The following is a 25,117-nucleotide window of genomic DNA, read 5'->3' on the forward strand; positions in this document are numbered from 1 at the left end:
TCGTGCAGTTTGCAGTATGGTCGGCGCTTTGTTGAGCAAAGGGCTGGCGATGAAACCTGAAACCCTGCAACTGCTGGTCATCCGCACCATGCCCTTCGGCAAGTACCAAGGCCGCCTGATCGCCGACCTGCCCGGCGACTACCTGGCCTGGTTCGCCCGCAAGGGCTTTCCGCCTGGGGAGCTGGGCGGGTTGCTGGCCTTGATGCATGAGATCGATCACAACGGGCTGGGTGAACTGCTGACGCCGTTGCGGCGCAAGCACCCACGCTAGCCCCGTCTATAGGAGCGGCCTTGTGTCGCGAAAGGGCTGCGCAGCAGCCCCGACACCTGGCCCTTCAGCCCTTCACCGGCGCCACCGCCAGTTCCACCCGTTCCCCTTTCTTGATCACCGCATACACCACCGCCGTCAGCAGGCTGCCCGCCAGGATCGCCAGCAGATAGAGCAGCGCATGATTGATCGCGTTGGGGATCAGCAGCACGAACAGCCCGCCGTGGGGCGCCATCAGTTTGCAGCCAAAATACATCGACAGCGCCCCGGTCAGCGCGCCGCCCGCGACGCTCGCCGGAATCACCCGCAGCGGGTCCTTGGCGGCAAACGGGATCGCCCCCTCGGAGATGAAGCACAGCCCCAGGGCCAGTGCCGCCTTGCCCGCCTCGCGCTCGCTCTGGGCGAACTTGCGCCGAGCCAGGAAGCTGGCGATGCCCAGGCCGATCGGCGGCACCATCCCGGCCGCCATGGTCGCTGCCATCGGCGCATAGCTGGAAGAGGCCAGCAGGCCCACCGAGAAGGCATAGGCCGCTTTGTTGATCGGACCGCCCAAGTCGACGCACATCATGCCGCCGAGCAACAGGCCGAGCAGAATGGCGTTGGTGGTGCCCATGCTGTCCAGGAAGCGCGTCAGGCCTTCGAGCATCGCCGCCACCGGCTGGCCGACCACGTAGATCATCACCAAACCCGTGAACAGACTGGCCAGCAGCGGAATGATCAGGATTGGCTTGAGCGCCTCGAGGCTGCTCGGCAGGCGTGCCCAGCGGCTGATGGCCTTGGCGCTGTAGCCCGCCAGAAAGCCCGCGACGATGCCGCCGATGAAGCCCGCGCCCAAGGTACTGGCGAGCAGACCGCCGATCATGCCGGGCGCCAGCCCCGGGCGGTCGGCAATTGACCAGGCGATATAGCCGGCCAGCAGCGGCACCATCAGTTTGAACGCCGCCTCGCCCCCGATCTGCATCAAGGCCGCGGGCAAGGTGCCGGGCTCCTTGTAGGCCTCGATGCCGAAGACGAACGACAAGGCGATCAGCAGGCCACCGGCCACCACCATCGGCAGCATGAACGACACACCGGTAAGCAGGTGCTTGTAGACGCCGCGCTTCTCGCTGTTCTTCACAGGCTCGGCTGACGCTTCGCCACCCACCTCGACCTTGCCTTCGGCCAGCGCTTTGTCGAGGGTGGCACGCGCCTGCTTCAGCGCGACGCCGGTACCGCAGCGGTAGATGCGCTTGCCGGCAAAGCGCGCCGTGGGCACTTCGATGTCGGCGGCCAGCAGCACCACATCGGCGGCGGCGATGGCCTCGGCCGAGAGCGGGTTGCGCGCCCCAACCGAGCCCTGGGTTTCCACTGTCAGCAGATAGCCCAGATCCTTGGCCGCCTGCTGCAGCGCTTCGGCCGCCATGAAGGTATGGGCCACGCCTGTCGGGCAGGCGGTGACAGCAACCAGCCTGGGCTGCGCACCGATCGCCGCGGTCACCTCAGGCGCCTGCGCCTCCAGTACCTGGGCCTGGGTCGCCGCCTCATCGAGAAAACGCTCACGGTCGGCCAGGGCCTGGGCCGGTGTGCTGCGATAGACGCGCTTGCCGACAAAGCGTTCGAGGTCCACGGGGCCGGTACTGACCACCACGACCCAGTCGGCCTCGGCGATCTGCGCCGGGCTCAAACGCCCCTCGGCATGCTCGGCATCCTGCACCTCGACCACTGGTAGCCAGCCCCGTTGCCGGGCGGCGGCCGACAGCAGGCGCGCGCTCAGCACGCTGGACACCTGGCCGTTGGGGCAGGCGGTAATGATGGCGATGTTCATCGGCAACCCTCTTGTTGTTCTGTCAGTTGCACAGCGTCTTGCAGGCGGGCCAGCTGTTCGCGGTCACGGATCCCGAAGCCGACCTGGGTCACCGCCTGGGCGGCGATGGCCGTGGCCCGGCGCAGGGTCTGTTCAGGCGGCTCACCTTGCAGCAGGCCGTGGACCATGCCCGCGACCAGCGAATCACCCGCGCCGACAGTGCTGGCCACCTGCACCTTCGGCGGTCGTCCGTGCAAGGCTTGGCCATCCTGGGCAAACCAGCTCACGCCCTGCTCGCCCTGGGACACCACGACATGCTCGACGCCACTGGCCAGCAGCCGCTCGGCGGCCAGACGTTGCGCGTGCGCGGTATGCACCTCGGCGCCCAGCGCCTCGCCCAGTTCCTCGGTGTTGGGCTTGACCAGCCAAGGCCCGACCTGCAGGCCGGCGCGCAAGGCTTCGCCGCTGGTGTCCAGGGCGATCTTCAGGCCTTGCTGCTTCAGTTGCAGCAACAGCTGATGGAACCACTGGGCATCGACGCCTCGCGGCAGGCTGCCGGCCACCACCACCGCATCGTGCCCGGCCGCCAACTGTTCCAGGCGACGCATCAGGGCGATCCGCGCGGCTTCGTCGACGTCCGGCCCCTGGCCATTGATGTCGGTGACCCGGCCATCGGCCTCCACCAGCTTGATGTTGCTGCGGGTTTCGCCCGGCACCCGGACGAAGCAGTCGGCAAAGCCCCGCCAGGCGATCAACGCCTCGAACGGCTCCAGGTTGTCGCGCCCCAGAAAGCCACCCACGGTCACGCTGTGGCCCAGGTCGGCCAGGACCTGGGCGACGTTCAGCCCCTTGCCCGCGGCATGGCTGTGCTGGCTGTGGCTGCGATTGACATGGCCGGGGCGCAGGGCGTCCAGGCTGACGGTGATGTCGAGCGCCGGGTTCAGGGTGAGGGTAAGGATCTTGGCCATTTCAATAACGCTCCACCAGCGCCCGGACCGCCGCGGCGCTGTCTTGTTGCAGGGCCTCGCGCGCCAGGGCGCGTGCCGTCTGGTGATCGGCCTGGCGAACCAGTGCCTTGACTTCGGCGATACTGCGGGCCGCGACGCTCAGCTCGTCCACATCCAGGCCCAGCAGCACCGCGACCGCCTGCGGGTCGGCCGCCAGCTCGCCGCACACGCCCACCCATTTGCCTTGAGCGTGGGCTGCCCGCACAGTCATGTCGATCAGTTGCAGCACTGCCGGATGCAGGCCGTCGGCCTGGGCCGAAAGGCTCGGGTGACCACGGTCGATGGCCAGGGTGTACTGAGTCAGGTCGTTGGTGCCGATACTGAAGAAGTCCACTTCGCGGGCCAGTTGCGGTGCCAGCAATGCCGCTGACGGCACTTCCACCATGATGCCCACTTGCAGGTCGGCCACCGGGATTTGCGCTCGCAGGCGATCGACCATGGCCTTGGCCTCGCGCCACTCATGCACCTGCCCGACCATCGGGAACATGATGCGCAAAGGGCGATCATCCGCGGCGCGCAGCAAGGCGCGCAGTTGTTCTTCCATCACCTGGGGACGCTGCAGGGTCAGGCGCACGCCGCGAACCCCCAGGAAGGGGTTTTCCTCGGCGGCGATCGGCCAGTACGGCAACGGCTTGTCGCCACCCACATCCAGGGTGCGCACCACCAGGGCGCGCCCACCCAGGCCATCGAGCACACGGCGGTACTCGGCCTCCTGGGTCGCGATGTCGGGTGCCTGGGGATGAGCCATGAAGATCAGTTCGGTGCGCAGCAGGCCGACCCCTTCGGCGCCCTGCTCCACCACCTTGTCGATGCCGGTACTCTCGCCGATGTTGGCGAATACCTCCACCGCATGGCCATCGCGGGTCACCGCGGGCTCGTGGCGCTTGGCCCAGGCAGCCTGCAGGCGTTGCTCGCGCAGGTCGCGCTCGGCCAGGGCCCGTTGCAGTTCATCTGCCGCAGGCGCCACGCTGACCCGCCCACGCTGGCCATCGAGCAGCAACGGCGTGCCCGCCTCCAGCAGCAGGATGGCGGCACCGGCCCCCACCACCGCAGGAATGCCCAGCGCCCGGGCCACGATGGCACTGTGGGCCGTGGCGCCGCCCTGGGCGGTGACGATACCAGCGACCCGGGCCGGGTCCAGACGGGCTACATCCGAGGGGCCCACTTCGGCCATCACCAGCACATAGGGCTGCTGAGGCTCGGCAACGTCCTGGATACCGCACAATTGCGCCAGCACTCGCCGGCCGATGTCGCGCAGATCGGCGGCACGCTCGGCGAGCAGGGTGTCGTGCAGCGATTCCTGCTGGCGCGCCGCACTGTCGATCACCGCCATCCAGGCCGCCGCCGCGCTCTCGCCCTGGGCCAGGCGCTGTTGGACTTCCTCGCCCAGGCCTGGGTCGGCGAGCATTTCCTGGTGAGTGACGAAGATCTCCCCGATGGACGTGTCGCTGCGCAGCACCAATGCCTGCAATTCGGCGTTCACCGCTGCCAAGGCATCCTGCAGCTTTTGCCGCTCCTGGGCAGGCGAGTCACCGCGCAGCGGGTAGTCGATCTTGCGCGCCACATGCACATGGGCCGGGCCACTGGCGATGCCGGGCGCCGCACCGACGCCCTGGACGAGGCTGCCGGCTTGCGGCGCCTGGAGCACAGGCTCGGGCGGCGCCGCGCTGGGCGGGGCTACCTCCGGTAGCGGCTCCACCGCCTCACCCAGGCCTTGCTCGATGGCCTGGAGCAAAACCGGCAGGGCATCGTTGGCAATGCCCGGTTCGGCGATCAGTTCGAGGGTCTGCCCACGCCGGGCGCCCAGGCTGAGCAGCTTGCTCAGGCTCTTGAGCGACACGGCAGGCTGAGCGCTGTCTTGCAGACGTACCAGAAGTTCGCCCTCAAAGCCTTTGGCCAACTGCGCCAACACCTTGGCCGGACGGGCGTGCAGGCCGTGTGGGTTGGCCAGCACGACACGAACGCTGGGCCAATCGGCCGGAACCTCACCGCCCAAAACCTCGAGCACGGCGCGGCTGTTGGGCGCTTGGTAGAGCATTTGCCCACGGCCTTCAATGAGCACTTCGCACAGGCGCTCGAGCAACGCTTGGTGAGCGACACCCAGGCTGGCCAGGCAGAACAAGCCATTGAGCGGCTGGTCGCGATAGCGCAGCGGCTGCTGCGGCGTGATGAAGGCCAGCCCCGGCTGGCGCACCTGACGCTCGCTGTGCAGCCACCACAGCCCTTCGCCCAACGGCAGCGGCTCGGCCTGTTGCAGCACGTTGGCAAACCCTGGATCGACGCAACCGGCGCGCTGCAGCAGGCGCGCGCCACGCCAGGCCAATTCGTCGAAGTCTTCGGCGGCCAGGTTCAGCCCCACCAATTGCGCATCCAACGCCAGGGCCTGGGGCGCCCCTTGCAGCAGTTTGAGCAGCGCTTGGGCACTGGAGGCGCGGCGCAGGGCCTCGGCCAGGTCGGTCTCGCCCAGGGCGCGGGTCAGCAATTGCAGAAGGCGCAGGTGCTCGTCGGAACGGGCGGCAATGCCAATGGCCAGGTAGACGATCTGCCCGTCACCCCAGTCCACCCCCTCGGGAAACTGCAACAGGCGCACGCCGGTGGCGAAGACCTGATCGCGGGTCTGCGGCGTGCCATGGGGGATGGCGATCCCCTGGCCAAGGAAGGTCGAGCCTTGCGCCTCGCGGTCCAGGAGCCCTTGCAGATAACCTTCGGCGACCAGACCATCGGCGACCAGCCGATCGGCCAGCAGGCGCAATGCCTCGGCCTTGTCGGCAGCCACCTGGTTCATGGCGATCTGCTCCTGAGCGAGCTCCAGCATGACCTTCTCCTTTTGCAGCCCCCGGGACGGGGACCTGAGGTATTGTTGTGAAATTCACCAATCGGGTCCGTTCAACGGTCTTGCGCAGGCGGTATTCGAGGCAGAAAATTTGCCTGCTGAATCGTTTAATCTGACCAGGTGGCCACGTTACTCGATAATCTTCCGACGAAAAAGCCCCATCCTGTCGGACAATTGCGACAATGGTCGCCTGCCCAGGGCCCCGGTGCCAGGTGAAACTACCCGGTCCGGCCTCGCAGGCAGCCCCGGTAATAACAAGGAAAATTCGGTGAAACTCAGCGATATCGCCCGTCTGGCCGGTGTGTCCGTGACCACCGCCAGCTACGTCATCAATGGCAAGGCCGAACAGCAGCGCATCAGCAACAGCACCGTCGAGCGCGTGCGTGCGGTGGTCGAGGCCCACGGCTTCACGCCCAACCCCCAGGCCGCCGGCCTGCGCAGCCGGCACACGCGGACCCTGGGCTTCATTCTCCCGGATCTGGAGAACCCCAGCTACGCCCGCATCGCCAAGCAGCTCGAGCAAGGTGCCCGCGCTCGCGGCTACCAATTGCTGATCGCCAGCAGCGACGACCAGCCCGACAGCGAACGCCAGTTGCAGCAGCTGTTCCGCGCCCGCCGTTGCGATGCACTGTTCGTCGCCAGTTGCCTGGCGCCGGATGACGAAAGCTATCGCGAACTGCAGGACAAAGGCCTGCCAATCATCGCCATCGACCGGCGCATGGCACCGGAGCATTTCTGCTCGGTGATCAGCGACGACCGCGACGCCAGCCGTCAATTGGCCCAGAGCCTTCTGGATACGCGCCCCGGCAGCATCGCCCTGATCGGCGCACGCCCGGAGCTGTCGGTCAGCCAGGCCCGCGCCGGCGGTTTCGACGAAGCCCTGCAGCCCTTCGCCGGCCAAGTGCGCCGCTACCAGGGCGAAGCCTTCAGCCGCGAGTGCGGCCAGCGTCTGATGCTGCAACTGATCGAAGACTTCGGCGGCCTGCCCGATGCCTTGGTGACCACCTCCTACGTGCTGTTGCAGGGGGTGTTCGATACCCTGCAGGCGCGCCCGGCCGACTCGCGCCAGCTGCAACTGGGCACCTTCGGCGACAACCAGTTGCTGGACTTCCTGCCACTGCCAGTCAACGCCATGGCCCAACAGCACGGCCTGATTGCCGCCACCGCCCTGGAACTGGCCCTGGCCGCAATCGAGGACAAGCGCTACGAGCCCGGCGTGCACGCCGTCGCCCGGACCTTCAAGCAACGCATCAACGCGGGTTGAGCATGCGCCTGATCGACACCCACACCCACCTGGACTTCCCCGACTTCGACGCCGACCGCGACCGCCTGCTGGCCAACGCGGCGGCGCGGGGCGTGGAACGCATGGTGGTGCTGGGGGTGTACCAGGCCAACTGGCAGCGGGTGTGGGACCTGGTCTGTGGCGAACAGCGGCTGTTCGCGGCGCTGGGCCTGCATCCGGTGTACCTCGACCAGCACCACCCGGAGCACCTGGCGCAACTGCGCGACTGGCTCGAACGCCTGCGCGGCGACCCACGCCTGTGCGCGGTGGGAGAGTTCGGCCTGGACTACTACCTGCCGGAGCTGGACAAGGACCGCCAGCAGACGTTGTTCGAGGCGCAGTTACAACTGGCCTGCGACTTCGACCTGCCCGCCCTGCTGCACGTACGCCGCAGCCATGCCCAGGTGATCGCTACCCTCAAACGCTACAAACCCGCACGCGCCGGCATCATCCACGCCTTCGCCGGCAGCTACGAAGAGGCCCGCGAGTACATCAAGCTCGGTTTCAGGCTGGGCCTGGGCGGCGCGGCCACCTGGCCCCAGGCCCTGCGCCTGCGCAAGACCTTGCCCCGACTGCCCCTGGAAAGCCTGGTGCTGGAAACCGACGCGCCGGACATGGCGCCGGTGATGTTCGCTGGCGAGCGCAACAGCCCCGAACACTTGCCGGAAATTGCCGAGGCGCTGGCCGAAGTGATCGGCACAGAGGCCGAGCACCTGGCTCAGGTCAGCAGCCGCAATGCCTGTGAGCTGTTCGGCTGGTAGGCCGCCGTAGGCCCACCGGGGCTCTGGATGACACCCGCGAAGGGGTCCCCCCTCGGCTAGACGCGAAACGCCCCGATCAGCCGCTTGAGCTCTTCCACCTGTCCCGACAGCGCCCGGCTGGCATCCTCGGTCTGGCACGCGCCCTGGGTGGTGTCCTGGGCGGCGCGGTTGATCGCCACGATGTTCAGGTCGATGTCATGCGCCACCGTGGTCTGCTGCTCGACGGCCGCAGCGATCTGCTGGTTCTGCGCGACGATGCCACCCACCGCGCCCAAGATGTTGCCCAGCGCCTGTTGCACCTGGCGTGCTTCGTCCACCGTCCCCGCCGCCATCTGATGGCTGCTGCCCATGGCCTTGACCGCCGCGCCTACGCCGGCCTGTAGGCGCTGGATCATCTGGGCGATCTCCTCGGTGGAGTCCTGGGTACGACGCGCCAGGGTACGCACCTCGTCGGCCACCACGGCAAAGCCCCTGCCTTGCTCGCCAGCCCGGGCCGCCTCGATCGCGGCGTTGAGCGCCAGCAGGTTGGTCTGCTCGGCGATGCTGCGGATCACCTCCAGCACCCGGCCGATGGCCTGGCTGTCACCGGCCAACTGGTTGACCGCGACCACACTCTGGTCGATCTCGCCGGCCAGTCGAGTGATGCTGTCCTGCTGGTTTTCCACCAGGCCACGGCCAGTGGCGCTCTCGCGATTGACCTGCTGCGCGCCTTCGGCAGCCAGCGCCGCGCTGCGGGCGACTTCCTGGGAGGTGGCACTCATCTGGTTCATCGCCGTGGCCACCTGCTCGATCTGCTCGCGCTGACCACTGACAGCCTGGTTGCTGCGCACCGACACAGCCAGCACCTGTCCGGCCTGCTCCTCGACCGTCGAGACGGTCCGACCCACCTGATCGATAAGCTCGCGGATCCGCCGCACCGTCTGGTTGAAGCCCTGGCCCAGCTCGCCCAGCTCATCACGGCTGCGGGCCTGGAAGCTCACGGTCATGTCGCCGGCAGCGACCTTGTCCATGGCCGCGCCCAGATTGCCCAGGGTTTCGCGGATGGACACATAGAAGCCGCTGTCCAGGTAGATGATCAGGGCAAACACCGCCGCCAGCGCAGCGACCAGCGCGATCATGCGCAGGCGATGCTCGTCCAGGCGGTCTTGCAGTTGCACCTGCAAGTGGCCGAGGACAGCGTCGTTGAGCCGATAGGTTTGCGCCATCAGCTCGCTGACCTGCTGATAGAACGCAAGCCACGGCGCATCCAGGGTCTCGGCCATCACCACGCGGTCTTCGAACAAGGTGGCGGCCTGCTTCACCGTTGCCTGGCTGGCCTGGGCCAATGCGGCCAAGTCGGCCTTCGCGCGCGGGTCGGCACTCAGCGCATCGTCCAGGCGGATGCCATAGTCGGCGGACAGGCGCTCCAGGCGCTGCAACAAGTCTTCAAAGCGAGCGCTACCGGCCGAATCGATGAAGCCGCGGCCCAACGCCATCGCCCCCAGTGCCCGCCCCTCGCCCAGGGTTTGGGTCACCTGACCGGTGGCACTGCCCAGCAGCTCGCTCAGATGCCGCACCGATGCCTGATTGTCCTGATCCAGCCCGGACTGGCTGGCCACCTGCTTGGTCAGGACCTGAGCCTGGACCAGGAGCTTGTCGAACAGGGCTGCCTTGCTTTGCAAGGAAGACTCTTTGCGCGCTCGGGAGAAGATCTCGCTGAGTTCGTCGCGTCGGGCCTGTAGTTGCGGGTCGCTCACGGGAATCGCCTCGAGCCCTGCGGCGACCTTTTTTTCAAGCGCATCGATGCGCTGCTCCAGATCACCGGCCTGGCCCGACTGGCCTAGCATGGCGTTGATCTGCAAGAGATTGCCCAGGGTTTCCAGGTCGCCGCGCAGGGTCAGGGCGCCGGCCAGGGGGCCGAGCCCCTGCAGTTCGACGCCAGTGGCGTGAAACTCGTCGTAGACGTCGCGCACCAGATAGAAGCTGGTGACCAGCATGGGGACGAAGAACAAGGTGCTGATCAAACTGAACTTCAGGCCGAAGCTCAGCCGGTCCATCAGGGCGATGGCCGGATAGAGCAAACGCTTCATGCGCATCTCCTTGGATTCTTTTTATTCTGCGAGGTAGCACAAGGCCATTAACGGCCAGGCGACCTGTATAGCGCAGATCGAATCCAAGGTTTGTAATTTAAGGTTAAGCGAGGCTTGCCAGCCCGAACTCATCCAACACCTTCTGAAAAGCGCTCAGACCAATACCGTCCACAGCGCGAAGCAGGCGTACCACAGCACCGCGCAACGCAGCAGCAGCTCCCAGAGGCTGTCCAGGCGCCCGAGCCCATGTTGGGTGTCCTCCTCCTCGGGCATGTTGTCCGCCACCCGCCCGACCCGCGCCACCAGATGCCCCGCGCTGATGTGCCAGTTGAGCAGCTCATGCAGCATCACACGCACGACGGCGACGAAGTTGCCCACCAGGGCAAAACTCAGGGCCAACACCCGCACCGGCAACCAGTCCAGGGCATGGCGCAATTGCTCGGCACGCTCCTTGAGTGCCGGCTGTCGGCTGTTCTCGGCACTCAGGGCCAGCAGGCGGTAGGCCAGGGCGGCGCCTGGACCGAGCAGGAAATACCAGAAGATCACCGCAAAGAAGCTCTGGTAGGCCTGCCACAGCAGATGCCCCTGCACCCGCACCAACAAGCTGGGGGCATCATCGGCCGCCAGGCCCAGATCCCGTTCGGCCACATGCAGCGCAGCCTGGTCATCACCCCGGCGCCAGGCATCGCGGAACGGTCCTAGGGACGCTTTGATGTCGCCACGACCGAGGCTGTAGATCAGCACCAGCAGGTGCACCGGCAAGGCCAGCAGGCCATAGGCCACCGGCTCGAGCACGTGGAGCAACAACACCAGCAAGGCCACAGGTGCCAGCACCAGGATGGCCAACGTCCACCAGGGGTGCACCTTGCCGCTGCGCTCAAGGCGCACCAGCTCGCCGATGAAAAAACCGTCACGCTGCAATCGCTGGCGCAGGGCCGAGAACTTCTCGAACCAGAGCACCAGCACCAACACCAGAAAACTCATGCGTTGTCCTCATTGCATTGCAGGGCCGCGCGGTAGCGGGGCCAATCGAAAGCCGGGCCCGGGTCGGTCTTGCGCGCCGGGGCGATGTCGCTGTGACCGCAGATACGCCCAAGGTCGATCACAGGCCACGCGCTGCGAATCTGCTGGGTCAGCTGCTTCAGGGTCTGGTACTGGGCATCGGTGTAGGGCAACTCGTCAGTGCCCTCCAGTTCGATGCCAATGGAAAAATCGTTGCAGCCCTCACGCTCGCCGAAGCGTGAAACACCGGCATGCCAGGCACGGTCCAGCAAGGAGACGAACTGAGTCACCGCCCCGTCGCGCTCGACGAACAAATGCGCCGACACGGTCAGGTGACAGATGCTTTCGAAATAGGGGTGCTCGGCGGGGTCGAGCCGGTTCTGGAAGAACTGCTGGACCTTGCCGGTGCCGAAACAGGCCGGTGGCAGACTGATGTTGTGGATGACCAACAGGGAGATGGCTTCGCCTTCAGGGCGCGCGTTGAAATTCGGCGAGGGGCAGTGGGTGACGCCGGAGAACCAGCCAGTCGCACGGTCCAATTGCATGGAGCAGATCCTGAAATCGCCAGGGAGGAGCCGCCAGTATGCCCCGCGCCTGGCAGGCTTGCATGTAAATGATTGTTCAGCAGGCCTGCTGGCTGCGTAATCGCTCCAGCACCGCGTCCAGCGCGCGCTCGAACAACAGCCCATCGTCGAGCAGGCGCACCTCGCCGCGACGCAGGGCCTGGACCAGTCCTGCGCCGCTCCATTCGCGCACCTTCATGCCGGTGCGATTGGCGAAGACGTAACGGTCACTGCTGTCGATCACCGCCACCAGCTTGCAACGCAGGGGCTCATCGTCATCCATCACCTCGACCCAGGCCCCGATGCGCAGGCGCCGCACCTGGCCCAGCTCAGGGCCCTGCGCGTCCAGACGCAACAGAGGGTCGCAGGCCGATTCATCGGCCACCGCCAGGATGATCTGCTCGGCCACCAGCACCTCGCCCAAGGCAGGTTCCCCTTCGGCGGGCGCCCCCTCCCCCCCGGCAAAGGCGCGCAGGTGCAACTGCTCCAGTTGCAGGAAGAACTCCCGGGTCGCGGCGGCATCAGTGACCACCCCGGCCAGCCCGTCACGCAGGGCCTTGAGCAGCCCCGGCACCTGTTGCAACAAGCGCTCACGGGCATGCGGATCGCGGTGCGGGGCAAGGCTGGCCAGCAGAGCATCGACCGTCGCCAGGCCATCGCACCAGGCGCTCGAATCCTCCCCCTCCTTGAGCCAGGCCAACAGCAGGACCTGACTCCAATCCTGCACCAGCATCTGCACCACCGCGTTCGGCAGGACCCGCCCCAGAAGACGTAGGTTCAGGGCCTGCTGCACTCGCTGCCGGGCTTGCAGCGCCCGGGCACGGCCCTCTTCGGCATCACGGGTGCGCTGCTCGAGCAGCTCGTTGCGCCGACGCTCCTCTTGGTTGAAGGCCAAAAAGTCCTCGAACAGGGCGGCGAACACGCGAGGATCATCAGTGAAGTCGTTGAGCAAACGCTGGATCACACGCTCCACCCGCAGGTGCAGGCTGTCGCGCAGGCCCTCGCTGCCGCTTTCCCATCCGATCGCGGCGGCGGCGATTTCGTTGAGCAGACGCCGGGCCGGATGGCTGGCGCGACTGAACAGGCCCTTGTCGAGCAGGGCCACTTTGAGCAGGGGGATGTGCAACCGAGCGATCAGCGCGCGCAAAGACGCAGGCAGGTTGTTGTCGGCCTGGATGAAGTCGAACAGCAGGCCCACCAGGTTGAGGGTGTCTTCGTCCGCCGTGTCGATGCGCCGACGCGTGCCGCTGCGCACACTCACCCGCAACAGCAACTGCTCCAGCTGCTGGCCAAGCGCGAAGTCATCCGCCTCGCAGGTGGCGGGCACATAGTGCTGAAGATGCGACAGCAAACGCAGCAGGTCGGCGGTGCTGATCGGCTGGGCGCTGGCGACCTGCTGCACCCGTGGCGCGATGCGCCCGCGGACCGGGGCCAACAGCGCCTGCACGGAATCGAAGAACGCTTGGCCCGCGCCATCGGGCTCCGGTACCTCGTCGCGCGCCAGCTCGGCCGACAGGCGTCTGGCGGTGTGGCGGTGATCGTCGGCACGACGGCGCGGCGTCGGCTTGAGCTCAGCCAGCACACCGGCGTCGGCCAGTAATTGGTTGGCCTGGTCGTACAGTTGGTCCAGGTCGCGTAATACGTAGCGTTCGAACAGCTTGAGCAAAATGAGCTTGACCCTGCGGCTCACGCCTTGACTGCGCGCGGCCTCCAGGAAGTAACCGCACAATCGGTCCGGCCCCAGGGGGTTGTCGAGCGCCGCGCAGTCCCTGCCGAGCAGGGCCTGCAGACGCAACGCCAGGTGCTCCAGGGCAAGGCCATCACGGGACAGCACGCGGGCGACCATGGATTCGAGGGCCGCGGCGCGCGCCAGCTGCGCCGACCCGAGCGGGTCCTCGCTGACGGTAAACCCCGAGGCCTCGGCCTGCCCCACTTGGGCAAAGCAGTCATAGAAGGTGTCGAGAAAGCCTCGCTCGATGCTCTTGCGCTTGAGGCGCAGGTCGCGCATGGCCTCGAAGTACAGGTGCTGGTCGAAGCGGTCAGGCGCTTTATCGGCCATCTCGAAGAGCGTGTCGTCAGCATTGTCGAACAACGCCTGCAGCCCTTGGCGCAGCTGCAATGCAGCCTGGTCGCGCACTTGCAGCAGCGGCAACGCAAGGCAAGGCGAGGGCGCATGTGCCCCGCGATCGATGGCAACCGCCAACGGCACCACCTTGCCTTCTTTCTGCATCCCGGACTCCTTGTGGGGGTTTGCGTTGGCCTCACAGCCAGTCAAAACCATGACGCCAAATACTGGTCGCATTATCGGTAAAAATTCCGACAGCTACTAGAGCGTTCTTCACACGCCAGCTACTGACACTCCATTCGTCACGATGCTCAGTCGTCCTGACCAAAGGTCAGTCCCGTTGCCGCTGTACACACAGCCCCCCTGCCCTATAATCGCCGCACCTAGCTTGTGGAGCCGACCATGCCGAACCTACGCCTTGCCGACCTGACCGCCGAAATCGAAGCCAACGTGCGCCGCGCGCTGCTCGAAGACATCGGCAGTGGCGACATCACCGCCCAGCTGATTCCGGCCGAGCGCCTGGCCAAGGCAACCATCATCACCCGCGAGGACTGCACCATCGCCGGTACCGCCTGGGTCGATGCGGTGTTCCGCCAGCTCGACCCCCGGGTCGCGGTGCACTGGCAGGTGGCCGATGGCGATCGGGCCACGCCCAACCAAGCGCTGTTCCACCTCGAAGGCCCGGCACGTTCGCTGCTCAGCGGCGAACGCACGGCGCTGAACTTCCTGCAAATGCTGTCGGGCGTGGCAACCCGGGCGCGCTTTCTCGCGGACCTGGTACAAGGCACCCAGGTGCGCCTGCTCGATACCCGCAAGACCCTGCCGGGCCTGCGCCTGGCGCAGAAGTACGCCGTGACCTGCGGCGGCTGCCACAACCACCGCATCGGCCTGTACGACGCCTTCCTGATCAAGGAAAACCACATCGCCGCCAGCGGCGGAGTGGCCGAGGCCGTCAATGCCGCGCACCGCATCGCACCGGGCAAGCCCGTGGAAATCGAAGTCGAAAGCCTGGATGAACTGCGTCAGGCCCTGGCAGCCGGCGCCGACATCATCATGCTCGACGAACTCAGCCTCGATGAAATGCGCGAAGCCGTGCGCATCACCGCCGGCAAGGCCAAGCTCGAGGCCAGCGGCGGGGTCAACGAGAGCACGCTGCGGGTGATCGCCGAGACAGGCGTGGACTACATCTCCATTGGCGCCATGACCAAGGACGTGAAGGCGGTGGACCTGTCCATGCGCCTTAGCCTCTGAGGCTTTCTCGAGGCACAAAAAAACCGGCCAATTGGCCGGTTTTTTCTTGCGGGTCACAAGGGCCCGCTGGGCGCTGACGAAGCCTTAGAACGAAGCGTTCGCCAGGCCGTCCAGGTAACGTTCCACGTCCAGTGCGGCCATGCAGCCAGCACCGGCGGAGGTGATCGCCTGGCGGTAGACGTGGTCGGCCACGTCGCCCGCTGCGAACACGCCTTCGATGTTGGTGGCGGTGGCGTTGCCTTCACGGCCGCCATTGACCACCAGGTAGCCGTCCTTGAGGGTCAGCTGGCCTTCGAACAGCGAGGTGTTCGGGGTGTGGCCAATGGCGATGAACACGCCGTCAACCTTGATTTCATCGCTGCTGCCGTCGTTGTTCTTCAGACGCGCACCGGTCACGCCCATGTCGTCACCGAGCACTTCGTCCAGGGTGGCGTTGAGCTTGAGTTCGATCTTGCCTTCAGCGACACGGGCGTGCAGCTTGTCGACCAGGATCTTCTCAGCGCGGAAGGTGTCGCGGCGGTGGACCAGAGTCACCTTGCTGGCGATGTTGGCCAGGTACAGGGCCTCTTCCACGGCGGTGTTGCCACCACCCACCACGGCTACCGGCTTGTTGCGGTAGAAGAAACCGTCGCAGGTCGCGCAGGCCGAAACGCCCTTGCCCATGAACGATTCTTCGGACGGCAGACCCAGGTAGCGAGCGCTGGCACCGGTGGCGATGATCAGGGCGTCACAGGTGTAGGTGCCGCTGTCGCCGCGCAGGGTGAACGGCTTGTTGGCCAAGTCCACGGCGTTGATGTGGTCGAAAACGATCTCGGTCTCGAAGCGCTCGGCGTGCTCCTGCATGCGCTGCATCAGGGCCGGGCCGGTCAGGCCATGGGGGTCGCCCGGCCAGTTGTCGACTTCGGTGGTGGTGGTCAGCTGACCGCCAGCCTGCATGCCGGTGATCAGCAGCGGCTTCAAGTTGGCGCGGGCAGCATAGACCGCGGCGCTGTAACCGGCAGGGCCGGAACCGAGAATGATGACGCGCGAATGACGTACTTCAGACATGTCGAACTCCTGTCGAGACGGCCGCTGGGCCGGCATCGGTGCACCGGCAGTGCCGGCTGGAATGAAAAGGGACCTACGCAGCGCTTGGGGAAGCCTATGACGCGCAGATCCGAAACCAAAAAGTTGAGCGCACTGTAGCGAGGTCGCAGAGATTAAGGAAATATCCTTCGACAATCCACCTTATAGGCTGGCTCTATCTGCCGACCAAACCGATAGAAAATCTTCACTCGCTTTTGTTACAGACCATTGCTCCCCTGCCGGGCGACTTTCGTCGAAGCCTCAAACTCGGTAAGGTCAGCGCGTTTTCCCCTGATCCGGAGCGTCCCGATGCAAGCCCCAGTCCTCTCTGGCCCACAGTACCTGCGCGAAGGACTGAAACTGGTCATGAGCCCCAGCCTGCGCCTGTTCGTGCTGCTGCCGCTGACGGTCAACCTGTTGCTGTTCGGCGGGCTGATCTACTTCGCAGGGCATCAGTTCAGCCTGTGGGTCGATACCCTGATGCCGACCCTGCCGAGCTGGCTGAGCTTTCTGACCTATATCCTGTGGCCACTGTTCGTCGCCTTGGTGATCCTCATGGTGTTCTTCACCTTCACCTTGGTGGCCAACGTCATCGCCGCGCCCTTCAATGGGTTTCTGGCCGAAAAGGTCGAGGTGGTGGTTCGCGGACAGGATAACTTCCCCGCATTCAGCTGGGGCGAGCTGATCGCCATGGTGCCACGCACCTTTGGCCGTGAAATGCGCAAGCTCGGCTATTTTTTGCCACGGGCCATCGGCCTGTTCATTCTGTCGTTGATCCCGGTGGTCAACGTGGTGGCCGCACCGCTGTGGCTGATCTTCGGGGTCTGGATGATGGCCATCCAGTACATCGACTACCCGGCGGACAACAACAAGATGAGCTGGCAGGACATGCTTGCCTGGCTGCGCGAGAAGCGCTGGCAGTCCCTGGGCTTTGGCGGCATCACCTACCTGGCGCTGATGATTCCGCTGGTCAACGTGCTGATGATGCCCGCGGCAGTGGCGGGCGCGACGCTGTTCTGGGTGCGCGAGCGTAGCTGATATCGCTGGGGTGCTTTGCGCCCCTTCGCGGGTAAACCCACAAGGATCACCGCCCGCCCTGTGGGCGGGTTTACCCGCGAATTGATCACTGATTCAACTGGCTGGAAAACTGCCCCACCGCATCCACCACCTTCTGCGCCCCGTCCTGGATCTCGACGATCACGCTGCCGGTTTCGGCAGCCAGGGTAAGGCCCTGCTCAGCCTGGCGCTTGCTGGTGTCGATGATGTCCACCGCCGCCTGGGCCAGTTGCTCGTTCTGCTGCACCACCTTGGCGATCTCATCGGTGGCGGTGCTGGTGCGTGAGGCGAGCTGACGCACTTCATCGGCGACCACGGCGAACCCTCGTCCTTGCTCACCCGCCCGCGCCGCCTCGATGGCCGCGTTGAGCGCCAGCAGGTTGGTCTGCCCGGCAATATCGCTGATGGTCTTGATGATCGAACCGATCACCCGGGACTGGGTGTCCAGCGCCTGGATGCCTTGGGCGGCATCCTGCATGGAGCCTTCCAGGCCGCGCATGACATTGACGGTCTGGGTGACCACCTCCGTGGCCTTGCGCGCACTGGCGTCGGTGCCCAGCGAGGTGTTGTAGGCGATGTCCGCGGCCTGGGCCACGGCTATTTCCTGGTTGACCTGGTCAGTAATCACCGTGGCGAACTTGACCACTTTGTAGAGCACGTCATGGGCGTCGATGATCGGGTTGTAGGAGGCTTCCAGCCACACGGTCCGGCCATGGGCATCGATACGCTTGAAACGATCGGCGACGAATTCGCCCCGGCGCAGTTTGTCCCAGAACGCCTGGTAAGCCGCCGAGTTGGCCTCTTCCGGTTCGCAGAACATGCGGTGGGGTTTGCCGCGCACCTGCTCCAGGGTGTAACCCATCGCATTGAGGAAGCGGTCGTTGGCGGTGATCACCTCGCCTTGCAGGTTGAACTCGATCAAGGCAGTGGAGCGCATCAGGGCCTTGATCAGGCTCTCATGCTCGCGGGAGGTCTCGATGGTGCGGGTCAGGTCGCTCGAATGCATGCTGAAATGCCTGATCCGCCCGTCGCTGCTCTTGACCGGCTGCAAGATCGAGCGCAGCCAGGCTTCCTCGCCGTTGCCGCGTAGCAGGCGGAACGCGCCGTTAAGGTGTTCGCCACGGGTGATGGCGCTTTTCATGCGGTGATAGAAGTCCAGCTCCTTCACATGAGGCGGCACGATCTCCTCGATGTTGCGCCCGATCAACTGCCCAGCACTGTAGAGCATCTCCTTTTCGAAGTTGCTGTTGACCGACTCGATGCGCCCGTGGGGGTCGAGCTGAAGCACCAACATCTCGCTGTCCAGGCTGCTCTTGACCTGTTCGATGGACATCAGGTCCTCGCGCAGCTGTTGGATTTCTTTCTTGAGTTTGCTGTTGAACATGACCGCTCTCCCGGAGCGCACCTCGAGTGTCGAATACTTCTGCATCGGCTGGCCCCGGGGGATTCTTGAGTACGCCGCAGGGAAATTTCGATGCGTATTCTGATGCAAAAAAATGGCGTCATCCGGCCGTCATTTCGACGTCACAGAATCGCAACGCGGCGGGTGGAAACTTTTTGTCATGAATAGACCGCCCCTGCGTATCACCCTTGTCAGCGAGACGTTTCCACCCGAGATCAACGGCGTGGCCAATACCCTTGGTCGCCTCAGCGAAGGGCTGCGCCAACGTGGCCATCACATCGAGCTGGTGCGCCCAAGACAGGCCAGCGATACCCCGCAGAACGAAAGCGATGACCTGCTGCTCTGCCGGGGCTGGCCGCTGCCAGGGTATCCAGGCCTGCAGTGGGGTGAGATCACCAAGCGCGCACTGCTGCGCCGCTGGCGCAAGCAACGTCCGGATGTGCTCTACATCGCCACCGAAGGGCCGCTGGGCCTCAGTGCCCTGCGCGCCGCGCGGCAGCTGGGGGTTGCCGTGGTCAGCGGCTTTCACACCAATTTCCCGCAATATTCGGGGCAGTACGGCCTGGGCCTGCTGACGCGCCTGCTTACGCATTACCTGCGCTGGTTTCACCGACGCACAGCCATCACCTTGGTGCCAAGCGCGAGCCAGCGCCTGGAGCTGGAGCGTCGTGGCTTCGAGCGTCTGGCACTGATGGCCCGCGGCGTCGACGCCTGTCTGTTCAACCCGGCTCGGCGCAGCCAGGCGCTGCGCGAGCGCTGGGGCCTGGGTGCGGACGACATCGCCGTGCTGCACGTGGGCCGCCTGGCTGCGGAAAAGAACCTGGGGCTGCTGCAACCGTGCATGGAGGCCTTGCGCAAGGCTTATCCACAGCGTCGCCTGCGCTTGGTCATCGTCGGCGACGGTCCTCAGCGCCAGACGCTCGAACAACAGTTGCCCGACGCCGTGTTCTGTGGCGCCCAACGGGGCGAGGTATTGGCCGAACACTATGCCAGTGGTGATGTGTTCTTGTTCCCAAGCCTGACCGAAACCTTCGGGAACGTCGTCCTCGAAGCGCTTGCCTCTGGCCTGGCAGTGGTTGCCTATGACGAAGCGGCGGCCGCTCAGCACATCCGCCACGGGCACAGCGGCGCGCTGGCGATGCCGGGTGACCAGGCGGCGTTCATCGACGCGGCCTGCTGGCTGATGGAAGAGCAGGAAACCTTGCGCAGGGTCCGCCTGAATGCCCGCCAGCACGCCAGCCGCCAAGGCTGGCCGGCGATCGTCGAACAGTTCGAGGGGTACTTGGCCAGTGCCTGTCGCCAGGCCGGTATGAACACTGAGCCCGTGAGGACGGATCTGGCGATCAAACCAGGCTCGACCACACCACGCAGTTGAGCGCTATCGGACTCAAAACGGTGGTCCATTCGCGAGAAAACCCGCTCGCACAGGCCTGCGCTGGCCTTCAGGCTGGCAGAGCCCCTGTGGGAGCGGGTTACCTGCGAATGGGCTGCGCAGTAGGGCCGCCGATGTTTGGCGGCTCGCAGGACTCAACACCCGAATGAATAGGACTCAGGCCAGCGCCTTCTCGATCGCCTGGACTACCGTCGGGTCATCCGGCGTAGTACGCGGTGCGAAACGCGCCAGGACGCGGCCATCCTTGCCGACCAGGAATTTTTCGAAGTTCCAGGTGATGTCCCCCGGAAACTCGGCCCCTTCCCCCGCCAGCAGGCGATACAGCGAATGGCGCTGCGGCCCATTGACTTCGAGCTTGGCCCCCAACGGGAAGCTCACGCCGTAGTTGAGGCTGCAGAATGCCTGGATTTCCTCTTCGCTGCCCGGCTCTTGCCCGGCAAACTGATTGCAAGGCAATCCGAGGACGTTGAAGCCTTTGTCCTTGTAATCCTGGTACAGGTTCTCCAAGGCTTTGTATTGCGGTGTCAAACCACACTTGGAGGCGACATTGACCACCAACACCACCTGGCCCTTGAACGGTGCAAGGGGCAGATCCTCGCCGTTCAGCGCCTTCAACGTCAGGTCGTGAAATGCACTCATGATGACTCCCCTCTCAGGTTCCCGGTTGTCGCAAGGGGCGAAATGCGCCCACTAAAAAGGCGCGCGGCCAAGCCGTCCACCTTCCCCAAGGAAGGCAAGTCGGCTTGCCCGAGCGCCTGGCGACTCTCTGAGCTTAGCGCAGAAAATCAGTGGTGATGGCCACCTTCGCCATGGATGTGGCGGTGAGCGATTTCTTCGTCGCTGGCGTCACGCACGTTGACCACTTTGACCTTGAAGTTCAGGCGTTGGCCAGCCAGCGGGTGGTTGCCGTCGACGGTGATGTCGTCGCCGTCGATGTCGCGGATGGTGACGATCTGCATCTGGCCGTCCGGCGCCGAAGCGTGGAACTGCATGCCCACTTCCAGCTGATCGACGCCTTCGAACAGGCTGCGGTTGAGCGTGCTGACCAGTTCGGCCAGGTACTCGCCGTAGGCTTCTTCAGGCTCGACGCTGACGTTCAGTTCGTCGCCGGCCTGCTTGCCTTCCAGGGCCTTTTCCAGGCCAGGGATGATGTTGGAAGCACCGTGCAGGTACACCAGCGGAGCACCGCCGGCGGAACTGTCGATGACCTCCCCGGCGTCGTTGGTCAGGGTATAGTCGATGGAGACAGCCTTGTTGGCGGCGATCAGCATGGGGCAAGACCTTTTGCAAAAGAATGTAGAGCGAACAAGTGTAACCAAGGCATCGTCCGATTGCGAACGCCCCTCGGGCAATGAGCGTCCCGTCAGTCGGGTGACGGGGTTTCACCAGGACGAAGAGGGCCACTGGGTGGTCGAGCTTTCTTGTGGGCATACCCAACACTTGCGCCACCAACCGCCCTGGCAGGCCAGGCCCTGGGTGCTCGATGCCCAGGAGCGCGAGTCGCGCATCGGCCAGGTATTTGCCTGTGGCTGGTGCGCCCAGGGCATCGATAGCGATACCCTTGGCCGTTGATCCCTTGCACCGCTTATTTCGAGAAGCACGCATGCAGACATTTTTCATCGCGCCGACTGACTTTGGTGTCGGCCTGACCTCCATCAGCCTCGGCCTGGTCCGCACTCTCGAGCGCGGCGGGCTGAAGGTTGGCTTCTTCAAGCCAATCGCCCAGCACCATCCTGGCGACACCGGCCCGGAGCGCTCCAGCGAACTGGTCGCCCGCACCCATGGCATCCGTCCGCCCACGCCCCTGAGCCTGGCCCAGGTCGAGCGCATGCTCGGCGACGGCCAGCTCGACGAACTGCTCGAGGAAATCATCCGCCTGTACCAGCAGGCCTGCGTCGGCAACGACGTGGTCGTCGTCGAGGGCATGGTGCCCACCCGCCATGCCAGCTATGCCGCGCGGGTCAACCTGCACCTGGCCAAGAGCCTGGATGCCGAGGTGATCCTGGTATCGGCGCCGGAAAACGAAGTGCTCAGCGAGCTGTCCGGCCGGGTCGAGCTGCAGGCCCAACTGTTCGGTGGCCCGCGCGACCCGAAGGTGCTCGGCGTGGTCCTGAACAAGGTCCGCACCGACGAGAGCATGGCCGATTTCGCCACGCGCCTGCGCGAACACTCGCCTTTACTACGCGGCAACGACTTCCGCCTGCTCGGCTGCATCCCCTACCAGGCCGAACTCAACGCCCCACGCACCCGCGATGTGGCCGAGCTGCTCGGAGCGCAGGTGCTCAATGCCGGCGACTACGAACAACGGCGCATGAACACCATCATCATCTGCGCCCGCACCGTGGCCAACACCGTGCCGCTGCTCAAGCCCGGCACCCTGGTGGTGACACCAGGCGACCGCGACGACATCATCCTCGCGGTGAGCCTGGCGGCGATCAACGGCGTTCCGCTGGCGGGCCTGCTGCTGACCAGCGACAGCAAGCCCGACCCACGCATCCTCGAACTGTGCCGAGGCGCCCTGCAGGCCGGCCTGCCGATCCTGTCGGTGAGCACCGGCTCGTACGACACCGCCAACCGGCTCAACTCGCTCAACCGCGAGATTCCGGTCGATGACCGCGAGCGCGCCGAGTTCATCACCGATTTCGTTGCCAGCCACTTGGACGCCGCCTGGCTGCACCAGCGTTGTGGCACGCCACGCGAGTTGCGCCTGTCGCCGGCGGTGTTCCGCTACCAGTTGATCCAGCGCGCCCAGCAGGCCAACAAGCGTATCGTCCTGCCCGAAGGCGCCGAGCCGCTGCTGGTGCAGGCCGCCGCCATCTGCCAGGCACGTGGCATTGCCCGTTGCGTGCTGCTGGCCAAACCCGAGGAAGTGCAAGCGGTCGCCCGCGCCCAGGGCATCACGTTGCCGCCGGACCTCGAGGTGCTCGATCCGGAGCTGATCCGCGCACGCTATGTCGAGCCAATGGTCGAGCTACGCAAGAGCAGGAACCTCAACGCCCCCATGGCCGAGCAGCAGTTGGAAGACCCCGTGGTGATCGGCACCATGATGCTGGCGCTCGACGAGGTCGACGGGCTGGTGTCCGGGCTGGTTCATTCGACCGCCAACACCATCCGCCCCGCCCTGCAACTGATCAAGACCGCGCCGGGCAGCAGCCTGGTGTCATCGGTGTTCTTCATGCTCTTCCCCGAGCAGGTGCTGGTGTACGGCGACTGCGTGATGAACCCGCACCCCAGTGCCGCGGAGCTGGCCGAGATCGCCCGGCAGAGTGCCGAATCGGCCCAGGCCTTCGGCATTGCCCCACGCGTGGCGATGCTCAGCTACTCCAGCGATTCGGCAGCCAGCGATGAGGAAGTGGAAAAGGTGCGTGAGGCCACACGCCTGGCGCAACAGGCTGAGCACGACCTGGTGATCGATGGCCCCCTGCAGTACGACGCAGCCGCCAACCCCGAAATCGCTCGCCAACTGGCCCCGGCAAGCCCTGTGGCCGGGCGGGCGACGGTGTTCGTCTTCCCGGACCTGAACACCGGCAACACCACGCACAAGGCCGTGCAGCGCAGCGCCGACTGCGTCAGCCTCGGCCCGATGCTGCAGGGGCTGCGCAAACCGGTCAACGACCTGCCACGCGGGGCGCAGGTGGACGATATCGTCCACACCATCGCCTTGACCGCGATCCAGGCCAGTACCGTGCGCTGAAATGAACAGGGGCCGCTAAGCGGCCCCTGTCATGTGGATCTGATACTTACGGGTACTGCTGAACAGTGCCCTGCTGGTCGTACTGCTGACCCGGAATCGGCTTGAGGTTGACCTCTACCCGACGGTTCTGCGCACGGCCATTGGCGTCGGCGTTGCTGGCGATCGGTTGGTCCGGGCCCATGCCGCGCACGCTGACGCGGGACGGGTCGACGCCCTGGGACGTCAGGTAGCTGCTGACCGCCTGGGCACGGCGCTGGGACAGGTCCATGTTGTGCTGGCGGCTGCCGGTGCTGTCGGTGAAACCGACCACTTCGATGGTGTTCTGGTTGAACTGCTTGAACGAGTTGGCCAGGTTGTTCAGTGGCGAGTAGAAGCTTGGGGAAATGTTCGCCGAGTCGGTGGCGAAGGTGATGTTGCCCGGCATGATCAGTTTGATCTGGTCGCCCTGGCGCTGGACCTCGACACCGGTGTTGGCCATCTTGGCGCGCAGTTCGGCTTCCTGCTTGTCGGCATAGTAGCCGTAGCCGGCAGCGGCGGCACCCACCGCGGCGGCGCCGATCAGCGCGCCCTTGCCACGGTTGTTGTGATCGATAGCAGCGCCGGCGATGGCACCTGCCAGCGCGCCCAGGCCACCATACTTGGCGGTTTTGCTCATCCCAGTGGAGCCCTGCGCCTGACCCTGGCTGTCATAGGGGTTCTGGCCGGCACAGCCGGTCATCAGGGCAGCTGCGGTAGCGACGATAATCAGACGACGCATGGTGAACATGGACAAGCTCCTACAGAAATTCAAAAGTGCAAAGGTCATGGGATAGCCCTATGCCACCCTTCGACCGAAGCGAGGCGGAATAATTCCGTGAAATCTTACGCACGCACGAACGGATTCTCGCGCATTTCATCGCCAAGCCGGGTATCCGGACCATGCCCGGTCACCACGACTGCCTCTTCGTCCAGGCGATAGAGCCGCTCCTTGATGGAGCGAACGATAGTCCGCTGGTCCCCACCCCACAAATCGGTACGGCCGATTCCCCGGCGGAACAAGGTGTCACCCGCGATCAGCAGCTTGGCATCGGCGAACCAGAAACTCATCGAGCCCGGCGTATGCCCCGGTGTGTGCAACGCCACACCACAGCCGCAGGCCAGTTCCTCGTCGTCACCCAACCAGCGGTCTGGCGGCGGCACCGGGGTGTAGGGCACGCCGAACATCTGGCATTGCATCTGAAGGTTATCCCACAGCGGTTGGTCGTCCTTGTGCAGGTGCAAGGTCGCGCCAGTCAGTTCCTTGAGCTTGCCCGAGGCGAGGAAGTGGTCGAAATGGGCGTGGGTATGAATGATGCTCACCAACGTCAGGCCATGGGCCTGCAGGCGGGCGAGGATCTTCTCCGGGTCACCGCCCGGGTCGACGACGATCGCCTTCTTGCTGAGCGGATCGCCGATCAGGGTACAGTTGCACTGCAGCGGGCCAACGGGGAAGGTTTCGCGGATGAGGCTGGGAGATTGCGGATTCATGTGCTTTGGTCCTGCTTGCATTTAGGCAGAAACCATACAAGAAAACCCCCAGCCTCCCCATACCAATGACACTGAACTGAAGAGCAACTGTCTCGCTTCGTGGCGCCTTCTTCGCGG

General features: G+C 65.2%; 21 protein-coding genes and 2 pseudogenes. 8 read left to right on the forward strand and 15 right to left on the reverse strand.

Annotated features, from left to right (window positions below):
- Window positions 1–49: 49 nt before the first annotated feature.
- Complete coding sequence (locus tag ACNFCH_RS05670; RefSeq protein WP_416742413.1) at window positions 50–271, forward strand: DUF3820 family protein; 222 nt, start codon at window positions 50–52, stop codon at window positions 269–271.
- 64 nt (window positions 272–335) lie between these two features.
- Here the strand turns inward: ACNFCH_RS05670 and ACNFCH_RS05675 are convergent, their stop codons facing one another.
- Genes ACNFCH_RS05675 through ptsP form a run of 3 tightly spaced genes read right to left on the reverse strand, consistent with a single transcriptional unit; the run spans window position 336 to window position 5,873 of the window.
- Window positions 336–2,072, reverse strand: coding sequence for a PTS fructose-like transporter subunit IIB (locus ACNFCH_RS05675; protein ID WP_416742414.1), 1,737 nt, complete (start codon window positions 2,070–2,072; stop codon window positions 336–338).
- Complete coding sequence (pfkB, locus tag ACNFCH_RS05680; protein ID WP_416742415.1) at window positions 2,069–3,019, reverse strand: 1-phosphofructokinase; 951 nt, start codon at window positions 3,017–3,019, stop codon at window positions 2,069–2,071. The genes ACNFCH_RS05675 and pfkB overlap by 4 nt, the downstream gene beginning before the upstream one ends.
- Window position 3,020: 1 nt before the next feature.
- The gene (gene ptsP, locus ACNFCH_RS05685) at window positions 3,021–5,873 is read right to left on the reverse strand and encodes a phosphoenolpyruvate--protein phosphotransferase (protein ID WP_416742416.1); all 2,853 of its coding nucleotides are present in this window, start codon (window positions 5,871–5,873) and stop codon (window positions 3,021–3,023) included.
- A 286-nt stretch (window positions 5,874–6,159) separates the two neighbouring features.
- Between ptsP and cra the strand changes: the two genes are divergently transcribed.
- Together cra and ACNFCH_RS05695 are read left to right on the forward strand one after the other, a co-directional pair.
- Window positions 6,160–7,155, forward strand: a complete 996-nt coding sequence (gene cra, locus ACNFCH_RS05690) for a catabolite repressor/activator (protein ID WP_337157921.1) — start codon at window positions 6,160–6,162, stop codon at window positions 7,153–7,155.
- Between the two features lie 2 nt (window positions 7,156–7,157).
- Entirely contained in the window at window positions 7,158–7,934 is a 777-nt protein-coding gene (locus tag ACNFCH_RS05695) for a TatD family hydrolase (protein WP_337157920.1), read from the forward strand.
- A gap of 56 nt (window positions 7,935–7,990) precedes the next feature.
- Here ACNFCH_RS05695 and ACNFCH_RS05700 read toward each other — a convergent pair whose 3' ends face one another.
- The 5 genes and pseudogenes from ACNFCH_RS05700 to ACNFCH_RS05720 form a co-directional block, all read right to left on the reverse strand.
- Entirely contained in the window at window positions 7,991–8,920 is a 930-nt protein-coding gene (locus ACNFCH_RS05700; RefSeq protein ID WP_372340678.1) for a methyl-accepting chemotaxis protein, read from the reverse strand.
- A pseudogene (locus ACNFCH_RS05705) lies at window positions 8,894–10,009 on the reverse strand (methyl-accepting chemotaxis protein); the annotation flags it as partial. The pseudogene ACNFCH_RS05705 and the gene ACNFCH_RS05700, both read right to left, overlap by 27 nt.
- A gap of 147 nt (window positions 10,010–10,156) precedes the next feature.
- Window positions 10,157–10,987, reverse strand: a complete 831-nt coding sequence (gene ampE, locus ACNFCH_RS05710) for a regulatory signaling modulator protein AmpE (RefSeq protein WP_337157918.1) — start codon at window positions 10,985–10,987, stop codon at window positions 10,157–10,159.
- Complete coding sequence (gene ampD / locus ACNFCH_RS05715; RefSeq protein WP_337157917.1) at window positions 10,984–11,550, reverse strand: 1,6-anhydro-N-acetylmuramyl-L-alanine amidase AmpD; 567 nt, start codon at window positions 11,548–11,550, stop codon at window positions 10,984–10,986. Before ampD ends, ampE begins: the two co-directional genes overlap by 4 nt.
- A 76-nt stretch (window positions 11,551–11,626) precedes the next feature.
- Window positions 11,627–13,798 (reverse strand): DUF1631 domain-containing protein, encoded by a 2,172-nt coding sequence (locus tag ACNFCH_RS05720; RefSeq protein ID WP_416742417.1) that lies wholly within the window; start codon window positions 13,796–13,798, stop codon window positions 11,627–11,629.
- A gap of 237 nt (window positions 13,799–14,035) precedes the next feature.
- Between ACNFCH_RS05720 and nadC the strand changes: the two genes are divergently transcribed.
- Window positions 14,036–14,884 carry a carboxylating nicotinate-nucleotide diphosphorylase gene (nadC, locus tag ACNFCH_RS05725; RefSeq protein WP_337157915.1) on the forward strand — a complete coding sequence of 283 codons (849 nt, stop codon included), beginning with the start codon at window positions 14,036–14,038 and terminating at the stop codon, window positions 14,882–14,884.
- A gap of 84 nt (window positions 14,885–14,968) precedes the next feature.
- Here the strand turns inward: nadC and trxB are convergent, their stop codons facing one another.
- Window positions 14,969–15,931 carry a thioredoxin-disulfide reductase gene (trxB, locus tag ACNFCH_RS05730; protein WP_070094150.1) on the reverse strand — a complete coding sequence of 321 codons (963 nt, stop codon included), beginning with the start codon at window positions 15,929–15,931 and terminating at the stop codon, window positions 14,969–14,971.
- Between the two features lie 327 nt (window positions 15,932–16,258).
- Here trxB and cysZ point away from each other — a divergent pair, with 327 nt between their 5' ends.
- A complete protein-coding gene (cysZ, locus tag ACNFCH_RS05735) occupies window positions 16,259–16,987 on the forward strand; it encodes a sulfate transporter CysZ (RefSeq protein ID WP_196163759.1) in 729 nt (242 codons plus the stop codon).
- 85 nt (window positions 16,988–17,072) lie between these two features.
- Here the strand turns inward: cysZ and ACNFCH_RS05740 are convergent, their stop codons facing one another.
- The gene (locus tag ACNFCH_RS05740; RefSeq protein ID WP_416742465.1) at window positions 17,073–17,504 is read right to left on the reverse strand and encodes a methyl-accepting chemotaxis protein; all 432 of its coding nucleotides are present in this window, start codon (window positions 17,502–17,504) and stop codon (window positions 17,073–17,075) included.
- A 162-nt stretch (window positions 17,505–17,666) separates the two neighbouring features.
- Window positions 17,667–18,434: pseudogene (locus tag ACNFCH_RS05745) on the reverse strand (PAS domain-containing protein); the annotation flags it as partial.
- A gap of 133 nt (window positions 18,435–18,567) precedes the next feature.
- Here ACNFCH_RS05745 and ACNFCH_RS05750 point away from each other — a divergent pair.
- On the forward strand, window positions 18,568–19,782 hold the full coding sequence (locus ACNFCH_RS05750) for a glycosyltransferase family 4 protein (RefSeq protein WP_416742418.1): 1,215 nt from the start codon (window positions 18,568–18,570) through the stop codon (window positions 19,780–19,782).
- 174 nt (window positions 19,783–19,956) lie between these two features.
- Here ACNFCH_RS05750 and ACNFCH_RS05755 read toward each other — a convergent pair whose 3' ends face one another.
- Window positions 19,957–20,439, reverse strand: coding sequence for a glutathione peroxidase (locus ACNFCH_RS05755; RefSeq protein WP_043213841.1), 483 nt, complete (start codon window positions 20,437–20,439; stop codon window positions 19,957–19,959).
- 146 nt (window positions 20,440–20,585) lie between these two features.
- Window positions 20,586–21,071 carry an FKBP-type peptidyl-prolyl cis-trans isomerase gene (locus ACNFCH_RS05760; protein WP_070576981.1) on the reverse strand — a complete coding sequence of 162 codons (486 nt, stop codon included), beginning with the start codon at window positions 21,069–21,071 and terminating at the stop codon, window positions 20,586–20,588.
- On the opposite strand from ACNFCH_RS05760, the gene ACNFCH_RS05765 reads away from it, so the two are divergent.
- Both ACNFCH_RS05765 and pta read left to right on the forward strand, forming a co-directional pair.
- Window positions 21,070–21,372: a DUF3565 domain-containing protein gene (locus ACNFCH_RS05765; RefSeq protein ID WP_416742419.1), complete on the forward strand. Its 303-nt coding sequence runs from the start codon at window positions 21,070–21,072 to the stop codon at window positions 21,370–21,372. The two genes, ACNFCH_RS05760 and ACNFCH_RS05765, sit on opposite strands and share 2 nt — an antisense overlap.
- A gap of 31 nt (window positions 21,373–21,403) precedes the next feature.
- Complete coding sequence (gene pta / locus ACNFCH_RS05770; RefSeq protein ID WP_196163763.1) at window positions 21,404–23,494, forward strand: phosphate acetyltransferase; 2,091 nt, start codon at window positions 21,404–21,406, stop codon at window positions 23,492–23,494.
- A 46-nt stretch (window positions 23,495–23,540) separates the two neighbouring features.
- On the opposite strand, the gene ACNFCH_RS05775 is transcribed toward pta, so the two are convergent.
- Both ACNFCH_RS05775 and ACNFCH_RS05780 read right to left on the reverse strand, forming a co-directional pair.
- Window positions 23,541–24,260 carry an OmpA family protein gene (locus ACNFCH_RS05775; RefSeq protein WP_043213831.1) on the reverse strand — a complete coding sequence of 240 codons (720 nt, stop codon included), beginning with the start codon at window positions 24,258–24,260 and terminating at the stop codon, window positions 23,541–23,543.
- Between the two features lie 95 nt (window positions 24,261–24,355).
- The gene (locus tag ACNFCH_RS05780; RefSeq protein ID WP_337157910.1) at window positions 24,356–25,000 is read right to left on the reverse strand and encodes an MBL fold metallo-hydrolase; all 645 of its coding nucleotides are present in this window, start codon (window positions 24,998–25,000) and stop codon (window positions 24,356–24,358) included.
- Between the last annotated feature and the right edge of the window lie 117 nt (window positions 25,001–25,117).

The sequence above is a fragment of the Pseudomonas sp. NY15354 genome (assembly GCF_048068075.1).
GTDB lineage: Bacteria > Pseudomonadota > Gammaproteobacteria > Pseudomonadales > Pseudomonadaceae > Aquipseudomonas > Aquipseudomonas guariconensis_C.

Bases quoted from the DNA above. Each gene is read 5' to 3' on its own strand.
- ACNFCH_RS05670 (WP_416742413.1), top strand. From the start codon at position 50: ATGAAACCTGAAACCCTGCAACTGCTGGTCATCCGCACCATGCCCTTC.
- ACNFCH_RS05675 (WP_416742414.1), bottom strand. From the start codon at position 2,072: ATGAACATCGCCATCATTACCGCCTGCCCCAACGGCCAGGTGTCCAGC.
- pfkB (WP_416742415.1), bottom strand. From the start codon at position 3,019: ATGGCCAAGATCCTTACCCTCACCCTGAACCCGGCGCTCGACATCACC.
- ptsP (WP_416742416.1), bottom strand. From the start codon at position 5,873: ATGCTGGAGCTCGCTCAGGAGCAGATCGCCATGAACCAGGTGGCTGCC.
- ACNFCH_RS05695 (WP_337157920.1), top strand. From the start codon at position 7,158: ATGCGCCTGATCGACACCCACACCCACCTGGACTTCCCCGACTTCGAC.
- ACNFCH_RS05700 (WP_372340678.1), bottom strand. From the start codon at position 8,920: ATGACCGTGAGCTTCCAGGCCCGCAGCCGTGATGAGCTGGGCGAGCTG.
- ampE (WP_337157918.1), bottom strand. From the start codon at position 10,987: ATGAGTTTTCTGGTGTTGGTGCTGGTGCTCTGGTTCGAGAAGTTCTCG.
- ampD (WP_337157917.1), bottom strand. From the start codon at position 11,550: ATGCAATTGGACCGTGCGACTGGCTGGTTCTCCGGCGTCACCCACTGC.
- ACNFCH_RS05720 (WP_416742417.1), bottom strand. From the start codon at position 13,798: ATGCAGAAAGAAGGCAAGGTGGTGCCGTTGGCGGTTGCCATCGATCGC.
- nadC (WP_337157915.1), top strand. From the start codon at position 14,036: ATGCCGAACCTACGCCTTGCCGACCTGACCGCCGAAATCGAAGCCAAC.
- trxB (WP_070094150.1), bottom strand. From the start codon at position 15,931: ATGTCTGAAGTACGTCATTCGCGCGTCATCATTCTCGGTTCCGGCCCT.
- cysZ (WP_196163759.1), top strand. From the start codon at position 16,259: ATGCAAGCCCCAGTCCTCTCTGGCCCACAGTACCTGCGCGAAGGACTG.
- ACNFCH_RS05740 (WP_416742465.1), bottom strand. From the start codon at position 17,504: ATGCGCGGCCTGGAAGGCTCCATGCAGGATGCCGCCCAAGGCATCCAG.
- ACNFCH_RS05750 (WP_416742418.1), top strand. From the start codon at position 18,568: ATGAATAGACCGCCCCTGCGTATCACCCTTGTCAGCGAGACGTTTCCA.
- ACNFCH_RS05755 (WP_043213841.1), bottom strand. From the start codon at position 20,439: ATGAGTGCATTTCACGACCTGACGTTGAAGGCGCTGAACGGCGAGGAT.
- ACNFCH_RS05765 (WP_416742419.1), top strand. From the start codon at position 21,070: ATGGGGCAAGACCTTTTGCAAAAGAATGTAGAGCGAACAAGTGTAACC.
- ACNFCH_RS05760 (WP_070576981.1), bottom strand. From the start codon at position 21,071: ATGCTGATCGCCGCCAACAAGGCTGTCTCCATCGACTATACCCTGACC.
- pta (WP_196163763.1), top strand. From the start codon at position 21,404: ATGCAGACATTTTTCATCGCGCCGACTGACTTTGGTGTCGGCCTGACC.
- ACNFCH_RS05775 (WP_043213831.1), bottom strand. From the start codon at position 24,260: ATGTTCACCATGCGTCGTCTGATTATCGTCGCTACCGCAGCTGCCCTG.
- ACNFCH_RS05780 (WP_337157910.1), bottom strand. From the start codon at position 25,000: ATGAATCCGCAATCTCCCAGCCTCATCCGCGAAACCTTCCCCGTTGGC.